The organism is Cryobacterium sp. Y62 (assembly GCF_002929785.1).
GTDB lineage: Bacteria > Actinomycetota > Actinomycetes > Actinomycetales > Microbacteriaceae > Cryobacterium.
Window position 1 is genome coordinate 1 of record NZ_PJJK01000082.1, and the last position, 24,223, is coordinate 24,223.

Genomic DNA, 24,223 nt, shown 5'->3' on the forward strand with positions numbered 1-24,223 from the left:
GCCGACAAACCCACCAAGAATGACCGCCTCGAACTAGCCGCCTAAACTCCCACTGGTCTCATCCGCCTTGACAAGTTCCGCTTCGATCGGCCCGAAATCTGCCTGACATCGTCGCGTTATTCTGCTGCATGGTTGGTGAGGTAGCCTCTTCTGTACATCTTCACTACTGTGCATCTTTACTTCTGTACATCTTTGCTACTGTGCATCCCCCATTACCGTGCGCCCATGGTCGCTCGCACGGCTCGACCCGGCCACGCTCAGCCTGACACTGCTTGGCCCCTCCCGGCACTCGACGGAGCCCCATGGACTTGAGTACTGTAACCCGAATCATCCCTGCTCTGCAGCGCAGCGATCTTGACGCCCTCGGACCGACCGTCGTGCCGCTGGCCGGCGGATCCGAGCTGTTCGCCGACCCGCGCGCCCACCTCACCGGCCTGGTCGACCTGCAAACCTTCGGATGGCCGGCGCTGACGATCACGAATGATTACCTCGAGATTGCCGCGACCTGCACCTTCACCGAGCTGTCTCGGCTGCCGATGCAGAAGGGCTGGGCGGCGCATCCGCTTTTCTATCAGTGCTGCACGGCCCTGTTCGGCTCGTTTAAGGTTTGGAATGTTGCCACGATCGGCGGCAATCTGGCTACCGCGCTTCCGGCCGGGCCCATGATCACCCTGGCCGTCGCGCTCGACGCCGAGCTGCTGATCTGGCGGGGTGACGGCACCGATGAGATCGTTTCAGCCCGGTCCTTCGTGACCGGAAATATGACCAACGTGCTCGGGCCGCAAGATGTGCTGCGCTCCATTCACGTGCCGCTGGCCGCGCTGCAGGCCACGACGGCGTATCGCAAGATTGCTCTGTCACCGCTCGGGCGCTCGGGCGCGGTACTCGCCGGGCGGCTGCACGCCGACGGCTTGTTCGTGCTCACGGTCACGGCAGCGACCCTGCATCCGGTGCAGTTGCGGTATGCGCAAGTGCCCACCGCCGACGTTCTGGCCGACGATATAGGCGCGATCGACTGCTGGTTCACCGACGCCCACGGCGCCGCCGACTGGCGACGCGCGATGGGTCTGCTGCTGGGAGAAGAGATTCGCGCGGAACTCGCTGGAAGGTGCTCATGACGTTGGAACAGGCAAGAATCGAGGCCGTCGACACCGTCATTTTCGAGGTCAACGGCACCCGGGTTGAGGCGACGCCCAGACCCGGCCAGTGCCTGCGCACCGTGCTGCGCGATCACGAGCACTTCGAGGTGAAGAAGGGCTGCGACACCGGCGACTGCGGCGCCTGCACGGTTCAGGTCGACGGCACGCCCGTGCACTCCTGCATTTTTCCGGCTTACCGTGCCGCCGGAAAGCAGATCACGACCGCGGCCGGCCTCGGCCAGCCCGGCAACCTCGCGCCCGTTCAGCAACGCTTCGTCGACTCCGCCGGCTTCCAATGCGGCTTCTGCACGCCCGGCATGGTCGTCACGGCCGCCGCCCTTGAAGCGGATGCCGACGCCCACCTCGACGACCTACCCCGTCTGCTTAAGGGAAACCTCTGCCGCTGCACCGGTTATCGCTCGATCAACGACGCGATTGGTGGCCAGCACACCCCGCCGGAAGGCGTCTGCCACGCGGGGCAGCCACGTGAGCACGCCGAAGCCTCAAGTCTTGGGCCGGTACGCGCGACCGGTCGGGCCGCCGGGCTCGTCGGCACCTCCCCCGGCGCCCCCGCCGGTGAGCGCGTGGTCAGCGGGCTCGAGCCGTACACCCTGGACGTTTCCGTTGCCGGGCTGCTGCACCTGGCGGTGTTGGGGAGTCCACACGCGCACGCGCGCATCCGCACTCTTGATGCGTCAAAGGCGGCCGCGCTGCCGGGGGTGCACCGGGTGCTGACCCACGCCGACTCGCCGACGACCCTATTTTCGACCGCGCGGCACGAGAGCCGGTTCGACGACCCCGACGACACCCTCGTCTTCGACCAGACGCTGCGCTTTCGCGGGCAGCGGGTCGCGGCCGTTGTCGCCGACTCGGTCGCGATCGCCGAGGCGGCCTGCCGGCTGATCGACGTCGAGTATGAGTTGCGGGGCGCCGTGTTCGACCCTCGGCTGGCTGGTATGCCGGGTGCACCACAAGTGCACGGCGACAAAGACCCGGTCGTGTCCCGCCTGGCGAACCCCGGACGCAACCTCGTCGCCGAACTGCACGGCGAATTCGGCAATGTGACAGCCGGACTCGCCGAGGCGACCACCTTCATCTCCGGCAGCTGGCAGACCCAGCGCATTTCGCACACCCACCTCGAAACCCACGGCACGATCGGCTGGATCGACGGCGACCGGCTGGTGCTGCGTACGAGCTCGCAGGTTCCGTTCCTGGTGCAGAAGGAGATCTGCCGACTGTTCGACCTCGACCCGGCCGGATTGCGCGTGTTCACGGCCCGGGTCGGCGGCGGTTTCGGCGGCAAGCAAGAGCTGCTCACCGAAGACCTCGTCACCCTCGCCGTGCTCACTACCGGCCAGCCGGTACAGTACGAATACACCCGCACCGACGAACTCACGATCACCCCGACCCGGCACCCGATGACTATCGACGTGACCGTCGGCGCCACCGCCGATGGCCGCCTAACCGCGCTGAAACTGGGCGTACTCGCCGACACCGGCGCCTACGGCAACCACGGCCCCGGCGTGATGTTCCACGGTACGAGCGAGTCCGTCGCGCTCTACAACGTGCCCAACAAGAGAGTGGATGCCCAGAGCGTCTATACGAATAACCCGCCGTCGGGCGCCTTCCGCGGCTACGGCCTCGGCCAGATCATCTTCGCAATCGAAAGCGCGCTCGACGAACTGGCCCGGGAACTGGCCGTGGACCCGTTCGAACTGCGCCGGCTGAACTCGGTGCAGCCCGGCGACCCGCTCGTCGCCACGCACGAGGAAGGGCCAGACCTAATCTTCGGAAGCTACGGCCTCGATCAGTGCCTCGACCTCGCCGAAGCGGCGCTCAAGCGCGGCAATCGGGCCGTCGCACCCTCCGGCGCCCAGTGGAAAGTCGGCTCCGGCATGGCATCGTCGATGATCGCGACCACTCCGCCGCGCGGCCACCGCTCCCAGGCATCCGTTCAGCTTCTCGCGAACGGACGCTACCTGGTGCGGGTCGGCACGACCGAATTCGGCAACGGCACCACGACCGTGCACGCGCAGATCGCCGCAACGGCGCTGCACACTTCTGTCGACCGCATCGATCTGGTGCACTCCGACACGGATGCTGCCGGTTACGATTCCGGAGCGTTCGGTTCGGCCGGGGTCGTCGTGGCCGGCAAGGCCGTACTCGCCGCGGCGACCGCGCTGGCCGAGTCCCTGGTCGGTGCAGCGGCAGCGTACAGCGGGGCTGCCGATCTGACCTGGCAGCTCGAGCGGGAGGGGGTGCGCGCGAGCGCCGCGTTCGTCACCCTGAGTGAACTAGCCAGCTGGGCCGGTGCCAACGACGTCGATCTCACCGCTGTGCGGCGCGAAGACGGGGCGCTGCGCTCCCTCGCCTTCAACGTGCACGCGTTTCGCGTGGCCGTGAACACCGACACCGGCGAGGTGCGCATTCTGCAGTCGATCCAGGCCGCCGATGCCGGCTTCGTGATGAACCCCGAGCAGTGTCGCGGGCAGATCGAGGGTGGAGTCGCGCAGGCGCTCGGCACCGCCCTGTTCGAGGAGGTCGTACTCGACGACGCCGGAGCGGTGACCACGCGGGTACTGCGCAACTACCACGTTCCCCAGCTCGCGGATCTACCGGTCACCGAGGTCTACTTTGCGCAGAGTCACGACGTGCTCGGGCCCTACGGCGCCAAGTCGATGAGCGAGTCAACCTACAACCCGGTCGCGCCGGCGCTAGCCAACGCCGTGCGCGATGCGATCGGCATCCGTCCGACGGAGCTGCCCCTGTCCCGCGACCGCATCTGGCGCCTGCTGCACGGCTGAGCGGATGCGCCGCCCGGTTCTCGCAGGGTGACGCTGTATCGCAGGGCGAGGCGCTGCCCGAAGCGTCTTCGTTCATCACCGAGATTCGGCTGTCGGCACCGAACAAACACCGATTTCTGCACGATCTGTCGCCGTTCAACGTACAGAACAACGGTGAGGTCTACCACACGGCCGACCGGCCTGGGACTCCTACACCGGGCTGGTTTAGGTGCGCTCCGGTACCGAACTGGGCAGATTCCCGGCCGAACGGCGCCACAACGCCGAGTTCACAGCGGGGAGACGGTAATCTCCGCTGTTGTGCACAGAACCATTTCGCCCGAGGTCTTTCGCGGCCACATTTTTCACATAGCCGGCGCTCCCACAGTTGCGCAGGCCCGATCGCACCTCGTCTCGGTGCCCGACGGGGCCCTCGTCACGGCCGCCGATGGCACGATCGCCTGGGTCGGCCCCTTCAACGAGCTGCCGGCCACGTTTGCCGCACTGCCGGTGACCCAAACCGGGTTCATCTTGCCGGGTTTCGTCGACACCCACATCCATTTTCCGCAGACCTACACAACGGATGCCTACGGCGGCGGCCAACTACTCGAATGGCTCGACGAGTGCGTGTTCCCAGCCGAGGCTCGGCTGGAAGACCCGGGGTTTGCGCGACAGGTGGCGCGCGATTTCACCCGGCGTCGGGCATCCGTCGGCACGACCAGCGCTCTCGTGTTCGGCTCGGCGTTTGCGCCCGCGCAAAACGCCCTGTTCGAAGAAACCCAGGCGGCCGGCCTGCGACTGGTGAGCGGGCGCGGCATTCAGACCGTCGGCACCGACTCCGCCCGAGCGCTGGTCACGAGTGAGCAGGCAGCTCTTGAACTCACGGCGGCCGAGATCGACCACTGGCACGCCGTCGACACCGGCGACGCGCAGACCGCGCTGCTGCAGGTCGCGATCGTGCCCCGATTTAGCCTATCGGTGACGCCGACAACCCTCGCTGGGCTCGGCGAGCTTTACGACTCGGTGCGGGGCCGCGGCGTGTACTTTCATAGCCACCTCAACGAGAACGACCGGCCAGGTTCCGGGGAAATCGACGTCGTGCGCTCAGTGTTCGGCACGACGACCTATCTCGACACCTACGACGGATGCTTCCTGCCAGGCTCGGCCCGCGGTGGCTCGTCGCTGCTCGGCCCCCGCAGCATCCTCGCCCACGCCGTGCACTGCCAAGATTCGGAGCTCGCCCGCCTCGCCGACACCGGCACGTCGATCGCGCACTGCCCGACCTCGCAGGCGTTCCTCGGGTCGGGCACCATGCCGTGGCGGCGTACGACCGGTTTCGGGGTGAACGTCGCGATTGGAACGGATGTCGGCGGCGGCGACGAATGGCTCGTCACGCGGGTGCTCAACGACTGCTACAAGGCGCACCTGTCCGAGCCGGGAGATGCCGGCCTGGCACTCGATCCGGCCGCGCTGCTGTTCACCGGAACCCTCGCCGGGGCCCGCGCGCTCGATATGGAGGCCCGGTTCGGCAATTTCGACCTCGGCAAGGATGCGGACGTTCTGCTAATCGACCCGGACCGCTGGGAACCGCTCGCACTAGTGCTGGCGAACGCCGTGCGCGCCGACGACGCAGTGCTGGCCGCCGAGCAGACCCTATTTGCGCTGCTGCTCGCCCTGCGCGAGCCCGCGATCACCGGGGTCTACGTTCGTGGCCGCCGCGTGAACGTGGACTAGACCGGGCTTGGTTTCGCAGGCCGACAACCCCAGGGTGCGCCGGCCTACTGCCGTGGGCTCGCCAGGTCTGCTCACCCGTGGTGCGGCTGACTGCAGCACAGGTCGCCGCAAAACCCTACGATGGCAGGCATGTACCTTTCGCCGTCGCCCAGCCGCGTGGCTGGGCTGGTGCTCGCCGCCGGTGCCGGTTCGCGCTATGGCATGCCCAAGGCGCTCGTGCACGATGGCGCCGGGCGTTCCTGGTTGCAACACGCTGTCGACGTACTAGCCGAAGCCGGATGCTCTCCCGTTATCGTCGTGCTCGGCGCCCGCTGGGCCGAGGCGGCGGCTCTGCTTGACGCTGGTGATGACGACCCGACCAGTGCGCCAGTTCGGGGCAAAGACCGGCCGCCGGCATCCGTTCGTATCGTGCAGGCCACCGACTGGGCTGAGGGGCTCTCCGCGTCGCTGCGCGCCGGTCTGCGCTGCGCCATCGAACAGCCCGATCTCACGGCCATCGCGGTCATTCCGGTGGACGTGCCCGATCTGAACGCTGCTACGGTTGCGCGAATGATCAGCACGAATTTCGGCACCACGGCGGCGCCGGGCGCGACCGTTCTCTCGGCCAACACTCTGCGCCAGGCGCGCTTTGCGCGCCAACCGGGGCATCCCGTTGTGATCGGCCGACAGCACTGGACGCCGCTTATCGATACCCTCGCTGGCGACACCGGTGCCCGCCCGTACCTGCGTGCGCACCCGGTCGAGCATATCGAGTGCGGTGACCTCGGAACGGGTGTCGACGTCGACCGGCCGAGCTGACTGGTTTCTCTCCTAGCCCCGGGCGGGCACCCGAGTGAGCGCCGCGTAGGCCCGCTCGGCTCCGGATTGCCGGGTCAACGACAGCGCGAGCGTATCGAGGCGGGCGCGCGGGGCGGCGCTCGAGTCAGCGCTAAGGCGCAGCATTCGCTCGCAGGCAGCCCGCAGATCCAGAACCGTGGCAGTATTGGGCGGCAAGGAGGTGCCAAAGCCCGCTGCATCGAGAGCGGCCGCGCCGGCGAACTGGTCGGTCGAGAACGGCAGTACGACGAGCGGAACTCCGGCTGTCATCGCCTCGGTGACCGAATTGTTGCCGCCGTGGGTGACGGCAAGCACGGACTGTTGCAGCAGGCGCACCTGCGGCAGGAACGCGCGCACCAGCCAGGCGGCGGGCACGGCCCCCAACTCGGTCGGGTCGGTCGTCCCGGCGGCGATGGCGACCCGCACTGGAAGGCCGGCGAGGGCGGCGACGACGCGGGCGAGCACGTCAGCACGCACCGAGAGAAAACTTCCGAAACTGACGTAGACCACGGNTCCGAAACTGACGTAGACCACGGGCAGCGAATCCGCCGCCAGCCAGGCCTCGACCTCGGGATCGACGGACTCGGATCGCACGGCGGAGCCGAGAAACACGTGGGGCGGCAGCTGGCTCGTTCTCGCCGGCGCGTGTAATTCGGCCGGGTAGTTGAGCAACAGCACGTCTCCCGATTCCTGGAAGGCGTCCAGGCTCGGCTCGGCGTGAGGGTCGAGCTTACGCAGGGCGTCGTTCCACTGGGCTGTGAACGTGTCGCGCACGGCCGCGCACTGCAATTGGAGCAGGGCCAGTTCTGAGGCGGCAGGCGAGAACACCGCGGGCCAGGCCGGCGGGTAACCGTAGACCTCCGCGCCCACGGGCAGTGCAGACGGATGCCCCAGCACGACGTCTGCGTGCGCGACGCCGGCACTGAGCAAACCCAGCCTGGCGCTGAAGGCCAGGTGGTCGACGATGACCTGATCTGGCTGCACCCGCGCGACGATGCGCTGCACCCTGCGGGCAATCTCGACCGGGTTGTACAGCAGGTCGCTACTGCGAGCCGCGGCCTGAAATCGCAGAGTGTCGACCATTCCACGGCGGGTCGCGTCGAAGAACCCCCGCAGGGCGTCGTCTTCGCCGGCGGGCTGCTGTTCGACGCGGATCGTGCCGGGGTTGGAACCGCGGCCCAGTTGAAGATGCTCACGTTCAAACCCGAACTCGGTCACGATGTCGGCCGTGGCCGGCCCGCTCGCGACCACGACGCGTTCGCCGGCTTGCGCCCAGGCGGTGCCGAGCGTCGCGAGTGGGTACAGGTGCGAGGCATAATCCGGGCTGATGATCAGCAGGGTCACGAAACGCTCAGTTCCCAGGCCGCCGGCTCGGTCGCCACGGCAACGCCGCGGTAAATCTCGCCGAGTGCCGACGCCATCGCTTCGATCGTGAACTTGTTCGCGACCATGCTGCGGGCCCGTACCGCATTGGCGCTACCCTGCGTTCCGCCAGCGAGGTCCACGGCCTCAGCAATCGAGCGAGCGAGGGCGGCACCGTCACCGGTAGCGACGAGAATGCCCGTCACTCCGTGCTCGACGTACGTGGCCGGTCCGCCGCCATTCGGCGCGACCACCGTGAGTCCGGTGGCCATCGCCTCGAGTAGCGCGATTCCAAACTCCTCTTTCATACTCGCGCAGACGTACACCCCAAACGGTGCCGACAGGCCCGGCCGGCCGTAGCGCACGGCGGCCAGCCAGCGAGCGACGGTGTCATTGGGGCGATGACCGGCCAGCAGCAGGCCTCGGTCAGCGGAATCGGCCAGGACGCCGCCGGGCAGGATGTTGGTCATGCGCTGCAACTCGATGTCTTCATCAAACGACGGATGCTCCAGGTCGCCTCCCACAATCAACAGATTGCAGCGAGCTCGCAGTTCAGTATCACCGTTCCATGCCTCGACCAGGCTGGCCATACCCTTCACGCGGTGCAGCCGACCGACGCTGATCAGCAATGGCAGGCCTCGCCGAGCGGTCGGCAGCGTTCCGAGCAGGTTGTCGAGCTGGGTAAAGGCCACTGCTGCGGGCTCCATTGCTGCGGGCTCCGCCGCTGCTCGGCTATGGGCATCGGCAGAAACCAGCAGACTTTCGCCGGTCAGTCCGAGAGACCCGAGCGCATCCGCGCGAGAGCGGTCGATCACCGCGAGGTCGATTCCCTCGGGAATGACCGAGTGCCGTTCCGGATGCGCGTCAATGTCGATGCCAGTCAGACGTTCCATATCTTGCTGCAGTCGCGGTCGCGGAAACAGCACGGTGTGCGCGGCATCTGCGGCAAGCCGCTGCACGAGGCGGGCGCGAAACCAGTAGTGCTCGACGGCATCGACGGTGCCAAAGTTGGCCCGGGTGAGCGCGCCACTCGCTTCGAGAGACTCGATCACGCCGTGCGGGTCTGGCGCGACGGTGAAGACGACCGGAATGTCCAGGTCCCGCGCTACTGTGGCCGCGGCAAGGCTGCCGACGTCGGCCATGCGCAGGTGAATCGCATCGACCACACCAGCCGAGCGGAGGATACGCCGAATGCCGCGCTGCGCGGCAACCCGCCGAGGCCACGCGTCGATCGACGGGACCGCGCCGCCGACGAACGGAATCGTTGCGAAGGAGTGTCCATGCCGGGTGCTCCCGACATCGGCCAGGCCGCCCAGCGCCGACTCGTAAGTGCCGCGCGACATGGTGATGACCCGTTCTACCGAGTCTTTTTCTGTCGCACGGCCAGCGGAAAAACGGCTGCCGACGAACGGCGCACGGAGAGCGGCCGCCGCGGCGCTTTGGGTTCTACCGCCCGGCAGGCCGGCTGGCCCGGCAACGAGGGCGTCACCGAGCCGTACCAGAAGGGTCGCGATGCCGCCGTTGTCGCCGACACCCACCTGGGAGAGTTCACCATCGATGTCGGCGTGTAGGAACAGCTGGGCGATCGTGGCGCCCCGGTTCCATTTTGGCCGCGGCGCGGCCGTCGCCGTGAGATCGAACAGTGCCAGCCGGGATACGGCTGCGAGTTCGATCCCATCACCGGCAACTGCATTGTCTTCCGAGAGAGCGCTGAGCAACGCGAGCACGGCTTCGCTCGGCGACCGGTCGCCGAGGCCGGCAATGGCGGCTGCGCGAGCACCTAGGCTCTCAGCGCTGTCGGTGGCCACCCGACGCAGCAGGCGTTCGGGAACGCGGCCAGGAATCAGGCCGATGGTCTCGATAAGGCGGGCACGGGCATCCGTTTCGGAGATGCCGAGCAGCGAACCCTCCAGCAGCAGGGCCACCTGGTCCGCAGCCGAAGAGCCCCACTGTTCCAGGGTGCGCTGGGCGAGCATGCCGGAGAAGCCACCCAGCCGAACCAGGGTTACCAAGCCAGCGATCGCGTCGTAGCGCGGTAACCGGGTACCGAAGGCCCAGGCGGCATGCTCGCGCAGAAAAGCGCAGTCGTGGTACAGGAGGGCCACCAGTACCTCATCGGCGGAGTCATCGAAGACCTGGGCGAGGGCGTGTACGGCGGCGATAGCGGTGAGCTGGTCGCTCAAATCGGTCGCGGCCTGGGCCAGCAGCCGCACAGCCCGAGCGCCCCCATCGCGGCTGGCTGCCACGGTGAGGTCGTCGGCGCGTCGAATTCCCTCGAGCAGCGTTGCCGCGGATCGTTGGTCGTCGAGTGCGGTGTGCGTAGCCATTGGCTGCTCCTTTTCGTGAAACTCCTCGAATCAATCGTGGCGATTCGGGGTTGCCACGAGTGAATATTGGTGAATTTCAAAACTTCCGGTGCGAGAAACGTTGAGGATTCCGCACACGAAAGCAAACGAATCAGGTATAGCTAGCCTAGCTAGCGAATTCCCCATGCGCCATCATTGCATGAATGAGGGCACCAGGGCTGACAGACTGCCCTGATCGGTGCCGAGCGTTCAACACGCAAAATAGAGCCACGCCCCAGTGAATGGGGGCGTGGCTCTATCTGTTTATATCTGCAGATGCCGGGTTTAGCCGAACAGGGCCGTCACCTTCGCGAGTGTCTGAGAAATGCCGAACGCCAGCGGGATCCCTACCAGCGCCCAAGCCACGATGACTTTTAGAACCTTCATGCGTGCGCCTTCCAAGCTGTTGCACCGACGAGCGGCTTTTCGGGTTCGTGATAGTCGGTGTGAACCGGTCGCACGAAAAGATTCGCCACAAAGCCAACAACGAGCAGCCCAACCATGGTGAGCAGGGCCGGCTGATAGGCCGCGGCCGTCAACTCACCCGGAGCGCCCTGAGCATCGAGGAACGAGTTGACAATGAGCGGGCCAGCAATGCCGGCCGCCGACCAGGCCGTCAGCAGGCGGCCATGGATGGCCCCCACCTGAAAGGTTCCGAACAAATCCCGCAGGTAGGCCGGAGCGGTAGCGAAACCGCCACCGTAAAAAGAAATGATAATGAAGGCCAGTACAACGTAGAGCGCCGTTGTGCTTGACCCGACGAGGGCCAGCAGCAAGTACAACACCGTGCCAACGCCGAGGTACACCATGTAGATATTCTTGCGTCCGGTCTTGTCCGACGTAGCCGACCAGGCGAATCGTCCGCCCATGTTAGCGAGCGACAACAGGCCCACAAAGCCTCCGGCAACGGCGGCCGAGACCAACGAGTTGCCGCTGCTCTGCCGGAAGAAGTCCTGGATCATCGGTGCGGCCTGCTCGAGAATGCCGATACCGGCCGTGACGTTGCAAAACAAGACGACCCAGAGGAGCCAGAACTGACGCGTGCGAATGGCGTTCCTGGCTGAAACGTGGTTGCTCGTGACGAGGGCCTTGACCCGCACCTTCGACGGATCGAATCCGGCCGGCACCCAATCAGCAGCCGGAACCTTGATCGTGAAAGCGCCGAACATCATGTACGCGAGATAGATCACGGCGAGAGTGAGAAAAAGTTTGCCCACGGAATCGCCGCTCGCCACCCAGTTCGCTGCCCCGGAGCTCGGGTCATAGAAGCTGAGTAGCACCGTCGACACCGGGCTGGCGATGAGGGCGCCTCCTCCAAAGCCCATGATGGCCATGCCGGTGGCGAGGCCCGGGCGGTCCGGAAACCACTTGATGAGCGTCGAAACGGGCGATATATAGCCGATGCCGAGCCCGATACCGCCGATGAAGCCGTAGCCGACGTAGACCAGCCACAGCTGGTTCGAAAAGATTCCGAGCGAACCGATGAGGAATCCGCCCGACCAGAACAGAGCCGCGACGAACATGGCCTTGCGCGGTCCGTGGGTGTCGACCCAGGTACCCATGATGGCGGCCGACAGGCCGAGCATCACGATGGCGATTGAGAAGATCACCCCGATCTGCACCAGGCTGGCGTCGAAGTGCGCCACGAGCGCCGTCTTGTAAACACTCGTGGCGTAGGCCTGGCCAATGCAGAGGTGCACGGCCAGTGCGGCCGGCGGAATCAGCCAGCGGTTGAATCCGGGTGGGGCGATGGTGCGGTCTCGGTCGAGCCAGCTCATGGACATATCCTTGCTGCCGGTAAGGCGATAGCGACTCTGCTGTGCGTTTCGGCTGTCCACGATGGCCGTGGACGTACTCCGCAAACGGATAGGTTGAATGGTCTGCGGAGGCAATCCTAGACGAATCATCGAGCACATTCTGTTCCAAAATCTTGCCCATTTGATAATTCGGGGGATTTTTCTTTCGAGGCAAGGCAGGATGGGTACATGACACGTTCAGCACCCATCGACGACATCAACGAAAATAATCTTGTCGTCACCGCGCCCAAGACCCACGCGGCGGGTGTGCAAGCCGTAGTGGTGGCGCTCGATCGGGGAATCGCCCAGGCTGGTGTCGTTCGCACCGCGCGGTCGCTGCTGCGCCTCAATCAGCGCGACGGCACCGACTGCCCCGGATGCGCGTGGCCGGAATCCCAGGGACATCGCAAGACCGCAGAGTTCTGCGAAAACGGCGCGAAGGCCGTCGCTGAGGAGAGCACGCTACGCACGGTGACGCCCGAGTTCTGGGCAGAGCATTCCATCGCCGAGCTCGCCACCAAGACCGAGTATTGGCTCGGAAACCAGGGCCGCATTACGCACCCCGTCGTCATTCGCCCGGGTGACACGCACTACTCGCAGATCTCCTGGGATGATGCTTTCGAGCTCATCGGTGAGCAGATTCGCGCGACCGTGCCCGAGCGCACCGTCTTCTACACGTCCGGCCGCACCGCCAACGAGTCAGCGTTCATGTACCAATTGTTCGCGCGGTCTATCGGCACTAACAACCTGCCCGACTGCTCCAATATGTGCCACGAGTCCTCCGGCTCAGCACTGAACCCCACGATCGGCATCGGCAAGGGTACGGTCTCGCTCGAAGACATCCACCAGGCCGAGCTCATTTTGGTAGTCGGCCAGAACCCGGGCACCAACCACCCGCGCATGCTATCGGCTTTGGCCGAATGCAAGGACAACGGCGGCAAGATTGTGGCCGTCAACCCGCTGCCCGAAGCCGGACTGTTCAATTTCATGGACCCGCAGACTCCGAAGGGCGTCGTCGGCAAGGGAACTAACCTGGCAGATGAGTTTCTGCAGATCAAGGTCGGCGGTGACCTGGCCTTGTTCCAGGCGCTCGGTCATCTGTTGCTCGAGGAGGAGGCCCGCGTGCCGGGGTCGGTCATCGACCACGAGTTCGTCGCGGCGAACACCGACGGTATCGAGGCCTATCGAGCAGCCCGATCGGTGATCGACTGGACCGAGACAAAGAACGCCACCGGCCTGGACCGTGCCGCAATCGAGACGGTGGCGCAACTGCTCATCGCGAGCAAGGCCACCATCATCTGCTGGGCGCTGGGACTGACCCAGCAGCCGCACTCGGTGAACACCCTCAAGGAGATCATCAACCTACTGCTCCTGCAGGGCAACTTCGGCAAGCCCGGCGCCGGTGCGTGCCCGGTGCGCGGCCACTCGAACGTGCAGGGCGACCGCACCATGGGTGTGTGGGAAAAGCCGAAAGAGCCCATGCTCGCCGCCCTCGACGCCGAGTTCGGCATCGTATCCCCGCGGGAGCATGGGCTCGACTCCGTCGACACTGTGCATGCCTTCGTGCACGACCGCGTCGACGTGTTCGTCTCCATGGGCGGCAACTTCGCCCTGGCTTGCTCCGATACCGACCTGCTCGAGAAGGCCATGCAGCGCGTCGGTCTCACCGTACACGTCTCCACCAAGCCCAATCGCTCGCACGTCATGCACGGTTTGACCTCGCTCATTCTGCCGACGCTCGGCCGAACGGATACCGATGACAAGCATCCGTCGGGCCGCCAGGTGCTCTCGGTGGAAGACTCGATGTCGGTCGTTCGCACCACTCAGGGACGCCTCGATCCGGTGTCGGAGCATTTGCTCGCCGAACCGGTGATCATTGCCCGCATGGCCCACGCCACGCTTGGAGACGACCACGCGGTCGATTGGAAGGCAATGGCTGAAGATTACGACGTCATTCGTGACCACATCTCCCGCGTCATCCCCGGCTTCGTCGATTTCAACGTTCGGCTCAAGACCAAGAATGGGTTCGTGCTGCCCAACCCGCCGCGTGATACGCGCAGCTTTGCCACCGATATTGGTCTGGCCCGGTTCACGGTGAGCCCGATCGAGTATCTGTCGGCGCCAGAGGGTCACTTGATACTGCAGACCATCCGCAGCCATGACCAGTACAACACCACGTTCTACGGGCTTGACGACCGTTACCGCGGCATCAAGAACGGGCGTCGCGTCATCCTTATTCACGAAGACGACGTCACCGAGCTGGGCTTCGCGGACCGCGATATGGTCGACGTAATCAGCACGTTCCAGGGCGTTGAGCGTCGAGCCGACACGTTCCGCCTCGTGGTCTATCCGACACCGCGCGGCTGCGCGGCTGCTTATTTTCCGGAGGCGAACGCGCTTATGCATCGCGAGCTCGTAGCCCGCGAATCGAACACCCCCGGTTACAAGGCCATGACCGTGCGCTTCGTTCCGGCCGGCGCCCCTGCCTAACCGGGGTTAGGCGGCCTGCACGTCACGCTGTGCGTCGATGATCCGGTCGCCGCCGGCGTAGACGACCATAGAGTTGCCGCGGAGAAAGCCGACCAGGGTCATGCCAACCTCGGCGGCGAACTCCGCGGCGAGTGACGAGGGTGCCGAGACTGCCGCGAGCACCGGAATGCCCGCCATCAGGGCTTTCTGGGTGAGTTCGAAACTCGCCCTGCTCGATACCATGAGCACCGTACCGGTCAGCGGCAGCCTGTTCTCTTTGACCGCCCAGCCGATGACCTTGTCGACGGCGTTGTGTCGGCCGACATCTTCGCGCAGCACGAGGAGTTCGCCGGTGGCGGCATCGAACAGTCCGGCAGCGTGGATGCCGCCAGTTTTCTCGAACACGTTCTGCCCGGCGCGCAGCTTTTCGGGAAAAGTCGTGAGCAATTCGGCAGTCACCTGTACCGCGTCATCCGCTATCTCGAAGACTGACTTGGTGCGCACGGCATCGATGCTTTCCTTGCCGCATAAGCCACAGGAGCTGTTGGTGATGAGGGAGCGCTCCAGGCTCGGTGCCGGTGGCGCGACGCCCGCGCCCAGCGTGACATCGAGCACGTTATAGGTGTTGACCCCGTCGATGGCCCCGGCGCAGTAGCGGGCCGAATTGAAATCGTCGCCCTGGGTGATGACGCCCTCCGAGACCAGAAACCCAGCCGCAAGGTCGACGTCATTGCCGGGGGTACGCATCGTGACGGCGAGGCGGCGGCCGTTCACTCGAATTTCCAGGGGTTCCTCGACGGCGAGCAGGTCTTCGCCAGCCAGGGGATGGGCACCAACGGTGATTCGGGTGATTTTGCGTCGAGCGGTAATTCTGTTCATTCTTAGAGTCTGGCACGCTGGTGCCTTTACCGCACTCCAGCCCTGCCGATTAACCGCCGATGTAGGACATTTCGATTTTCTTGGCACCGGACGCTCGCAGCTCACTGGTCTTCGCACTCCGCAGCTGCGAATAGCGGTCAGTGCGCTCCCGCCAGAGGTGTGCCATGACGGTGGAGAGTTCAGCGTCGGAGCAGCCGCCGCGCATGAGAGCCCTCAGGTCGTGACCCTCGGTGGCAAACAAGCAGGTGAACAGTTTGCCGTCGGTGGAGACGCGGGCGCGGGAGCAGGACTGGCAGAACGACTGGGTCACGCTCGAGATGACGCCGATTTCGCCGCCGCCGTCCTGGTAGCGCCAGCGTCTTGAGGTTTCGCCGCTGTAGTTCGGGGCGATCTCTTCGAGCGGCAACTCGGCATGGATGCGCGCGATGACATCCTTCGACGGCACGACAGCGCCCATCTCCCAGCCGTTGCTGGTGCCGACGTCCATGAATTCGATAAACCGCAAAATGTAAGGGGTGCCCTTGAAATGGCGGGCCATGGCAACGATGTCCTGGTCGTTCTTGCCGCGCTGCACCACCATGTTGACCTTGATCGGGCCGAGCCCGACCGCTTCGGCCACGTCGATACCGTGCAGTACCTTTGCAACGGGAAACTTCACGTCGTTCATGGTGCGAAACGTGGTGTCGTCGAGCGAGTCGAGCGACACGGTGACTCGCTTCAGGCCGGCATCCTTGAGCGCCTGCGCCTTGACGGCTAGCGCCGACCCGTTCGTGGTGAGCGCGATATCGATCTCACGGCCGTCGGGGGTACGCAGCTCGGCCAGCAGGGCAATGAGGTCTTCAAGCCCCTTACGCAGCAGTGGTTCACCGCCGGTCAGCCGAATCTTCTCAACGCCATGGGCGACGGCCACGCGCGCGAGCCGGGTGAGTTCCTCGAAGCTGAGGAGCTCGTCGTGTTCCATGAACGCGAAGTCCCGGCCGAAGATCTCCTTCGGCATGCAGTACACGCAGCGAAAGTTGCAGCGGTCGGTGACGCTGAGGCGCAGATCATGCAGCGGCCGGTTCAGCCGGTCGGTCACGGTGCCGGTGGGCGTTTCAAGGTCCACCGGAATGTCCGCGCGCTCTCGATAGAAACGCGGAGCTGGTTCTGCAAGGTCGGCGCCGGTCATGCTTCCACCCTAACCCCGCGCCCCGCACGGGGATGCCCAGAACACCGGTTCTATGCGGATGCCGCGGCTCGCGGCCTGAATCCGTGGCTAATTCAGGAAAAATTTCAATTTCTGAGCGGATCCGGCGCTATTCGCGCAGATTCGGGTCGGATTTCCTGAATAAGCCACGCGGCGAGCGGATGCTGATGGACACCGATACAGGAATGGTCTGCCCGGGAGAATTCCCGAGCAGACCATTCGCTGACCTGTTGTTAGCCCTTGACGTACCCGTTGGGGTTCAGCACGTACTTCGTCGCCGCACCGGCGTCGAATTCGGCGTAGCCACGCGGGGCGTCTTCGAGGCTGATCGCCTGGGCGTTGACGGCCTTGGCAATGTGTACCTTGTCGTACAGGATCGCCATCATCAGCTGACGATTGTACTTCATCACCGGGCACTGGCCTGTGGTGAACGACAGCGACTTGGCCCAGCCGAGCCCCAAACGAATCGACAGCGAGCCCACTTGAGCGGCCTTTTCCTTGGCTCCCGGGTCACCCGTGACGTAGAGGCCCGGAATGCCGAGGGCACCGCCGGCCGCTGTAACCGTCATGAGCGAGTTGAGCACGGTGGCCGGAGCCTCGTGGCCGGCGTCCTTACCGTGACCACGCGCCTCAAAGCCCACAGCGTCGACACCGGCGTCAACCTCTGGCACGCCGAGGATCTGTTCGATCTGCTCCCCCGGCTCGCCCTTGCTGAGGTCGATGGTCTCGCAGCCGAAGCTGCGGGCCTGCGCGAGACGTTCCACGTTCATATCACCGACGATGACGACGGCCGCGCCCAGCAGTTGCGCCGAGACGGCGGCCGCGAGGCCCACCGGGCCGGCTCCAGCCACGTAGACGGTCGATCCGATGCCCGCACCGGCAGTGTAAGCCCCGTGAAACCCGGTCGGGAAGATGTCGGACAACATGGTGAGGTCCATGATCTTTTCGAGCGCCTGGTCCCGATCGGGAAACTTCAGCAGGTTCCAGTCGGCGTAGGGAACCAGAACGTACTCGGCCTGGCCTCCCACCCAACCGCCCATGTCGACGTAACCATATGCACTACCCGGACGGTCCGGGTTGACGTTGAGGCAGATGCCGGTCTTGCGTTCCTTGCAGTTGCGACAGCGACCGCAGCTGATGTTGAACGGTACCGACACGATGTCGCCCACCTTGATGAATTCGACGTCGGGGCCAGCCTCGACCACTTCACCGGTGATTTCGTGACCCAGCACCAGGTTCGCCGGTGCGGTCGTACGGCCGCGCACCATGTGCTGGTCGGAGCCGCAGATATTGGTGGTCACGGTCTTGAGAATGACTCCGTGGGGCACCTTGCGTCCCACGTTTTCCGGGTTGACGCCCGGCCCGTCTTTCAGCTCGAAACTCGGGTAATCAATGTCGATGACCTCGACGACACCCGGGCTCTTGTAGGCAACTGCTCTGTTCCCCGTCATGAACTACCTTCCTGGTTTTACGCTGATCAGGATGATGTGTTGGCCACGGCCCGATCGGCACTGGATGTTCCTGAACGCTGCGTGTGAGGGCAGCTCTCTCACTCCATCACGGCCCGGCTGAAATTACAATCAGTCAATTGCCAGTTCGCGCCCCCTTTTCAGGACTCAGGCACGACCAGACTGGTGAGCGTCTCAGGCTTTCCAGACCTGCACAACGGATGGCCGTGGACCGGCCCAGGCACCGGCCGGCACGGGTGCACCCAGCGGAACGTAGTCGGGGAATTGGCTCGACTGGGCCGCCCAGCTGCCTCGCTCCCCCGGGTGTTGCACGGCGACGTAGACCATCGATTGCTCAGAGCGGATGACCGGACCGCAGGTTTCGGCCTCGCGTGGCACCGAGAGGAACTGTTGCACCCTGCCGCGCTCGGGGCCGGTGAGCGGTACTTTAAACAATCCGTCGCAGTATCCGATCGTGCTCGGCGCGCCGTCGGTGGAGATCCACAGGTTGCCCTCGGCGTCGAAAGCCACGTTGTCTGGACAGGAGATGGGCGATACCTTATCGCTCGGAAAACCGGCGAAGTAGGTGCTCGTGTTCGTCGCGGGGTCGCCGCAGACCAGCAACAGGTTCCAGTCAAAGGTCACCGAGGTGGCGTCGGAGCCGGTTTCGGTGATCTCGACGATGTGGCCGTCGCGGTTGGCCACCCGGGGGTTGGGCTCGGTGGCGCCTTCCTGGCCGAGCGTGCCGCGATCGGTGTTGTTGGTACAGGCGACATAGATCTTGCCGGTCACCGGGCTCGGCTCGACGTCTTCGCAACGATCCATTTTGGTGGCACCGACGGCATCCGCTACCAGGCGGGTATTCACGAGGGCATCGTCGGTGCTGAAGCCAGGTACCTGGCAGACCCCGTCGATAACGAGCGCCACCCACTGACCGGTGCCGTCGAAGAGGCCGTCGGCGGGTAGCTGGCCGGTCCCGGTGATCTCGCGCTCTGGCGAGTTTCCCGCAAAGCGGGCCACGTAGAGGGATCCCCTGGTGAGCAGGGACTTGTTGTGGGTGCGTGCCTTCGGACCCTTCTTCTTGTCGAAGCGGTCGAAGGAGACAAACTTGTAGAGATAGTCGAAGCGCTCGTCGTCGCCCATGTAAGCGGCGACGTGACCGGTCTTTCCAACGATGACATTGGCCCCCTCGTGCTTGAACCGGCCGAGAGCCGTGTGTTTGACCGGGGGCTCGTTCGGTGTCTCCGGATCGATCTCCACGATCCAGCCGAAACGGTTCGGTTCATTCTCGTTGCCGGCCACGGTGGCGTCGAACCGGTTGTCGACCTGCTCCCAGAGCCGACTGGTCGGGCGGTTGGCCAGGCCGTAGCGGGCCTCCGCTGTGCTGGTGCCCTTCGTGCGAAAGTACCCGTTGAAGTTCTCTTCACCGGAAAGCACGGTGCCCCACGGAGTGGTGCCCCCGGCACAGTTGCCGAGGGTGCCAAGCACGGTGCGGCCCGTCGGGTCCGCCGTGGTCTTCAGCAGGTCGCTGCCGGCGGCCGGGCCGGTGACGGTGAACGGTGTGCTCGCGGTAATGCGGCGGTTCAGAGGGTCACCCACGCGGTAGGTCCAGGGTTGACCGGCGCGCTTCCGTTCGAGGGCGACCACGGACATGCCGTGGGCCATCATGGCAACGCGACGATGCTCATCCGCTTCGACCGCGGTGAGGGCTGGCGAAAACATGATGCCCTCGTTGGTGTATTCATGGTTGGTGACGAGGATGCCGGAGCGTCCCTTTGGTCCCTTGCTCTCGATGATGTCGAGGTAGTCATTGTTGTAGCCGAACTGGCGGGCCTGCAATGCAGCGCTCTGGTGTTCGGGGTCGAAACGATCGGTGGCGGCGAATAGCGGGTCGCCCCAGCGGATGATCGGGTTCCAGGAATAGCCCGCCGGAACCACGAAGGAGTCAACGGCGGCCGGAACTGGAGCGATGGGGGCGAACGCGAGGCCGCGGCCAGCAGGACCGGCTGGGCCGCCCGGCACGGCCAAGGCGGGAGCGGGTTCGCCGGAACCCAGCAGGATGGCGGCGGCGGCGACGCCAGCCCCCACGAGCAGGGATCGACGGCTCATGGCGGCCCCCACGATGTCGCGAAAGTAGTCGTTCGAGCTCTCATTGGGTACAGGGTGAAAGCAGGCATCCGCGCACTTGAGGTGGCAAGTGACGGCGCTGCGCTTGCCGAGGGTGTGCCCCTGCATGGGAAGAAGCGGGAGCAATGGCCGGTCACGAGCTGGGGCGTGCTGGCGGGGTGCGGTGGATTCGTTGCTCAGCATACGGGCGCTCCTCGTGGTCGTTTTGGTCCCCGAACTGGGGATAAAACTACTCTCTCGCCGTCCCCTCTCCGATTCACGACAGCCCTGTGGCCCGTTGGTGAACGGACTATGAACGCTCGGGGCCGCTAGCTCTAAAGAACGATGAGGCCGATCACCCAGACGGCGGCGAAGCCGGCGACGCCCTGGATGGCGGTGGCCGGGGTGAGCGTGCGGTACGCGGTCGCGACCGGGATGCGACTGAGCTGCGAGACGACCCAGAAGAAACTGTCATTGGCGTGCGAAACGACCATAGCACCGGCACCGATGGCCAGCACCGAGAGTACCTTTCCCAGATCGGAGTCGAGCCCGAGGGCGGGCAACAGCGGCAGGAGCAGCACCGAGGTAGTCACCATGGCGACCGTCGACGAGCCCTGGGCGGTCTTGAGTGCGGCCGAGATCAGGAACGGGACGGCCAGGCCCAGGCCGAGGGTCGAGAGCGTGTTGCCGAGAAAATCGGTGAGGTCGGACGCCGCGAGAATCGCTCCGAAGGCGGCACCGGAGGCGGTGATCAGCAAAATGGGGGCTGAGATACGGATGCCCTCATTCACGCGTTCGCCGAACATCTCCAATTTTCCCTTACCACGCAGCAGAAACAGCGCGGCAATGAGGCCAACAGCCAGGGCGATGACCGGGGTTCCGAGAAAAACGATGGCGGCGTACAGGCCGGACTCACCGAACGGCCGGGCCGGAAGGTTGGCGATTGAGGCGATGCAGATCAGTAAAATCGGGGCGAGAATCGGTAGAAAGGCCAGGAACGTGTTGGGCAACTTGCCATAGGCGGCGCGGATGGCTTCGTAGTCCGAGTCGAGGTCGCTCTCTTCGCTGGCCAGCTCTGGGATCAGCTCAATGTCTTTTTTCAGGAACCGGTTGGCCCAGAGCAGCCCGGCCAGTGCCGAAACGGCGGCGACGATCAGGCCTAACCCGATGATGAGGCCGAGCTGGTCGATGATGTTGAGGTTGCCGGCAGCCGCAAGCGGGCCGGGAGTCGGCGGCACAAAGACGTGCGTGGAGTAGAGGCCGGTCATCAGGGCAATCGTCATGGCCACGAGCGACACCTTGGCCCGGGCGGCAAGCGATTTCTTGAGCGAGTTGAGAATAACGAATCCGGAGTCGCAGAACACCGGAATCGACACGATGAAACCGATGACACTCATGGTGAGAGTCGGAAACCGGGTACCGAGCACGCGAATGAGGGCTTCGGCCATCGATATCGCCGCGCCGGTGCGTTCGAGGATCACCCCGATGATGGTGCCGAACAGAATGATCAGACCGATATTGCCCAGGGTGGCACCGAAGGCTGTCGTGATGATCGGGGCGATCTCGACGACCGGAAGGCCGAAAGCAAAACCGCCGACCAGCGCCGCAGCGAGCAGCGCGAGGAAGGGATTGATTTTCAGCTTCGCGGTAGCGAAGACGATGGCGACGACAAGAATCACCAGGATAGCGATACTCAGCATTGAGACGGCCTTTCTCTTTCAGGTTCAAGTTCAGGTGGAACGGTGGCGATTAGCGGGAGTGAAGAAAGAGTGCGACGGCGTGCGCCGTGGTTTCGCGTACCCGTGCGGCCGCATTCTGCTGCAGGTCGTCGAGCGTTGCCGGCCCACCGGCGATCGAGAACGCGGCAGTGACACCGGATGCCGCGGTGTCGGCCGCAGACAGCGCTACCCGCCCGGCGATGACGACGACCGGGCATCCTGCCGGGGCGAGACGAGCGACGGCGACGGCCACCTTGCCGCCGAGGGACTGGGAGTCGAAGCTGCCTTCACCGGTGAGCACGAGGTCGGCGTTAGCCATTTTGTGGGGCAGGCCTACGGCATCCGCTACCAGGGCGGAGCCGGGAACCAACTCGGCCCGAAGCAGCGGCACGAGAGTGGCCGGCATGCCGCCGGCCGCCCCCGCTCCGGGCCGGTCGGTCATGTCTTCGCCGGTCATGTCGAGCACGATCGCGGCGAGGTGGGCCAGGCCGGCGTCGAGCCCAGCGATATCGCGGGGCTGTGCACCCTTTTGTGGACCGAAAACGGCAGCGGCGCCAGTGGGGCCACAGAGTGGATTGTTCACGTCGACGGCGAGGCGCCAGCGCACGGTGCGGGCGCGTGGGTGCAGCTTGCTCAGGTCGATCGAGGCAATCCGGGTCAGCCCGGCGCCACCGGGAGCGACGGGGGTGCCGGCAGCATCAAGAAACCGCGCGCCTAGGCCAGCCAACAGGCCTGTTCCACCGTCGGTGCTGGCCGAGCCGCCGACGCAAACCAGAATCTCTTCGACATTTTGCTCGAGCAGCTCGAAGGCCAGCAGACCGACTCCGAAGGTGTCGGCGCGCTGGGGCTGGGGCGCGGCATCCGCGACCAGCGGCAGGCCATTAGACTCGGCTGCCTCGATCAGACCAATGAGACCATCAGCCGAGGTGGTATAGCGAGCCTGGCGGCTGCGGCCGAGCGCGTCGACAGTGAGCAGGCTGCGGGGCGTGACTCCCCAGACCATAGCGATGGCATCGAGGGTTCCCTCGCCGCCGTCGGCCATCGGGCAGATCGTCAGCTGGGCCTCCGGCAACCCGAGGGCGAGGCAAGCGTCCCGTGCCCCGGCTGCCATGGCGTCGGCCGCTTCGGCCGCGCTCAGACTTCCCTTGAACGAATCGGGTGCGATGACCAGTGTGAGCGGCTTCAGCGCCGTGCGACCATTCATTGATTCAGGCTAGAACACAATCGCACACATATTAAGGTGGAACGAACCCACATTTACCAGTGACCGATGTGGTTAGACCTGTGCATCGTGCACATACTGGGCCGAGTCTGCCGCCAGCGCGACCCGCATCGAGACGGCGCAACTGAACCGACGAATATTCAGGTCGGTGAGCAGCTCGATGCGATCGAGTCGCTGCACCACGGTATTGCGGTGCACGCCGAGCGCCGCCGCGGTGTGCGCGATCGACAATTCTTCGCGCAGAAACACGCGCGCTGTTTCGCGCAGAACCTCGCCGAGCGGGTCGAGCACCGACCCGGCCACGTCGCCCAGCAGTTCGTCTGGCAAGACGGCGATGGCCAGTTCGAGACCGAGAGAGTCGAGCGGAATTTCGGAGCACGGCTCTCCGGCTGAGGTGCCGATGAGCCCGGGCCGGGCGAGCAGCGCACTCAGGCGTTCAGCATCATCGGTGAGTTGCACCATCGTCGCGCCAACGCGCCCGGTCAAAAACCGCAAGGACTTGGAACCGGGCTGCTGCAACCGTTGCTGGAGCAGCGCGAGACTGAGAGCGGTCGACGATCCGCTCAACACCCAGACAGCACCGTAAATATCGGCGGCCACGACTCCGGACACATCGCGCAGTTGGCGCAGCAACAACACCGAACGACTGGCTCCAAGATGCAGAATGCCGGTCAGATTCCACGGCGGCTGCAGTGGAGCATCAATACCCTGCAGTGCCGCGATCAGGCGCCCCTCGGTGAGCTTGCGCAGCGACAGGCTCGAGAGGATGTCCCGGGTCGCCGATTCCCGCCACGACGCGTTGTCCCGCAGTCGTTCCTGCATGATCAGCATCTGAACGGTGAGCACGAGCACCTGCGCCACTGGCAACACTTCGGCGGGGGTTCCGGTGACCCCGACCACCGCGACGACGCGTCCATCGAGGATCAGTGGAATATTCACTCCCGGCCGGGTGCCCTGTTGCTCGTCACCGGGAGCAATCTGCACCGTCTCACCACGTCCGGCGGCGTTTCGCGCCCCGTCGTGCAGGGTGCCGATGCGCGATGCGTCCAGCGAGCCGATGATCAGACCTGCGGCATCCATGATGTTGACGTTGTGCACGAGGCTCGGAGCGACCTGCTCGACCAGGCGCTGCGCGAGCACCCGGGTGATCTGCACAGTATCGGGCAGCACGGCGTCGCTCGGAACGATGTCAGTCACCTGACCATCGTAGATCGAGGCCGGCG

Annotated in this window: 15 protein-coding genes; 5 read left to right on the top strand and 10 right to left on the bottom strand. The window is 65.0% G+C overall.

Translation table 11 applies throughout. The annotated features are described in order from the left end of the window. The first annotated feature begins 302 nt into the window (after positions 1-302). From CXY71_RS03640 to CXY71_RS03660, 4 genes are all read left to right on the top strand, one after another. Positions 303-1,118: an FAD binding domain-containing protein gene (locus CXY71_RS03640; RefSeq protein WP_104134332.1), complete on the top strand. Its 816-nt coding sequence runs from the start codon at positions 303-305 to the stop codon at positions 1,116-1,118. After that, positions 1,115-3,943 (top strand): molybdopterin-dependent oxidoreductase, encoded by a 2,829-nt coding sequence (locus CXY71_RS03645; protein ID WP_104134333.1) that lies wholly within the window; start codon positions 1,115-1,117, stop codon positions 3,941-3,943. Before CXY71_RS03640 ends, CXY71_RS03645 begins: the two co-directional genes overlap by 4 nt. 297 nt (positions 3,944-4,240) lie before the next feature. After that, positions 4,241-5,653 carry an amidohydrolase family protein gene (locus CXY71_RS03655; protein WP_233204364.1) on the top strand — a complete coding sequence of 471 codons (1,413 nt, stop codon included), beginning with the start codon at positions 4,241-4,243 and terminating at the stop codon, positions 5,651-5,653. Positions 5,654-5,782: 129 nt separating this feature from the next. After that, positions 5,783-6,451 carry an NTP transferase domain-containing protein gene (locus tag CXY71_RS03660; RefSeq protein WP_104134334.1) on the top strand — a complete coding sequence of 223 codons (669 nt, stop codon included), beginning with the start codon at positions 5,783-5,785 and terminating at the stop codon, positions 6,449-6,451. Between the two features lie 12 nt (positions 6,452-6,463). Here the strand turns inward: CXY71_RS03660 and CXY71_RS03665 are convergent, their stop codons facing one another. The 3 genes from CXY71_RS03665 to CXY71_RS03675 form a co-directional block, all read right to left on the bottom strand. Beyond that, on the bottom strand, positions 6,464-7,813 hold the full coding sequence (locus CXY71_RS03665) for a nucleotide disphospho-sugar-binding domain-containing protein (protein ID WP_104134335.1): 1,350 nt from the start codon (positions 7,811-7,813) through the stop codon (positions 6,464-6,466). Then, entirely contained in the window at positions 7,810-10,158 is a 2,349-nt protein-coding gene (locus tag CXY71_RS03670; RefSeq protein WP_104134336.1) for a glycosyltransferase, read from the bottom strand. Before CXY71_RS03670 ends, CXY71_RS03665 begins: the two co-directional genes overlap by 4 nt. Positions 10,159-10,559: 401 nt before the next feature. Beyond that, on the bottom strand, positions 10,560-11,954 hold the full coding sequence (locus tag CXY71_RS03675; protein ID WP_104134337.1) for an OFA family MFS transporter: 1,395 nt from the start codon (positions 11,952-11,954) through the stop codon (positions 10,560-10,562). A 207-nt stretch (positions 11,955-12,161) separates the two neighbouring features. Here CXY71_RS03675 and CXY71_RS03680 point away from each other — a divergent pair, with 207 nt between their 5' ends. Then, a complete protein-coding gene (locus CXY71_RS03680; protein ID WP_104134338.1) occupies positions 12,162-14,462 on the top strand; it encodes an FdhF/YdeP family oxidoreductase in 2,301 nt (766 codons plus the stop codon). 6 nt (positions 14,463-14,468) lie between these two features. Here the strand turns inward: CXY71_RS03680 and fdhD are convergent, their stop codons facing one another. The 7 genes from fdhD to CXY71_RS03715 form a co-directional block, all read right to left on the bottom strand. Then, entirely contained in the window at positions 14,469-15,320 is an 852-nt protein-coding gene (gene fdhD, locus CXY71_RS03685) for a formate dehydrogenase accessory sulfurtransferase FdhD (RefSeq protein ID WP_104134339.1), read from the bottom strand. 49 nt (positions 15,321-15,369) lie between these two features. After that, on the bottom strand, positions 15,370-16,488 hold the full coding sequence (gene moaA, locus CXY71_RS03690) for a GTP 3',8-cyclase MoaA (protein WP_104134340.1): 1,119 nt from the start codon (positions 16,486-16,488) through the stop codon (positions 15,370-15,372). A 251-nt stretch (positions 16,489-16,739) separates the two neighbouring features. Continuing rightward, a complete protein-coding gene (gene fdhA, locus CXY71_RS03695) occupies positions 16,740-17,957 on the bottom strand; it encodes a formaldehyde dehydrogenase, glutathione-independent (protein ID WP_104134341.1) in 1,218 nt (405 codons plus the stop codon). 192 nt (positions 17,958-18,149) lie between these two features. Next, positions 18,150-20,189 carry a PhoX family phosphatase gene (locus tag CXY71_RS03700; RefSeq protein WP_233204365.1) on the bottom strand — a complete coding sequence of 680 codons (2,040 nt, stop codon included), beginning with the start codon at positions 20,187-20,189 and terminating at the stop codon, positions 18,150-18,152. 206 nt (positions 20,190-20,395) lie between these two features. Next, positions 20,396-21,760 (bottom strand): GntP family permease, encoded by a 1,365-nt coding sequence (locus CXY71_RS03705; protein ID WP_104134343.1) that lies wholly within the window; start codon positions 21,758-21,760, stop codon positions 20,396-20,398. A gap of 49 nt (positions 21,761-21,809) precedes the next feature. Beyond that, positions 21,810-22,982 (bottom strand): glycerate kinase, encoded by a 1,173-nt coding sequence (locus CXY71_RS03710; RefSeq protein ID WP_104134344.1) that lies wholly within the window; start codon positions 22,980-22,982, stop codon positions 21,810-21,812. A gap of 72 nt (positions 22,983-23,054) precedes the next feature. Then, complete coding sequence (locus tag CXY71_RS03715; RefSeq protein WP_158252964.1) at positions 23,055-24,197, bottom strand: sugar diacid recognition domain-containing protein; 1,143 nt, start codon at positions 24,195-24,197, stop codon at positions 23,055-23,057. Between the last annotated feature and the right edge of the window lie 26 nt (positions 24,198-24,223).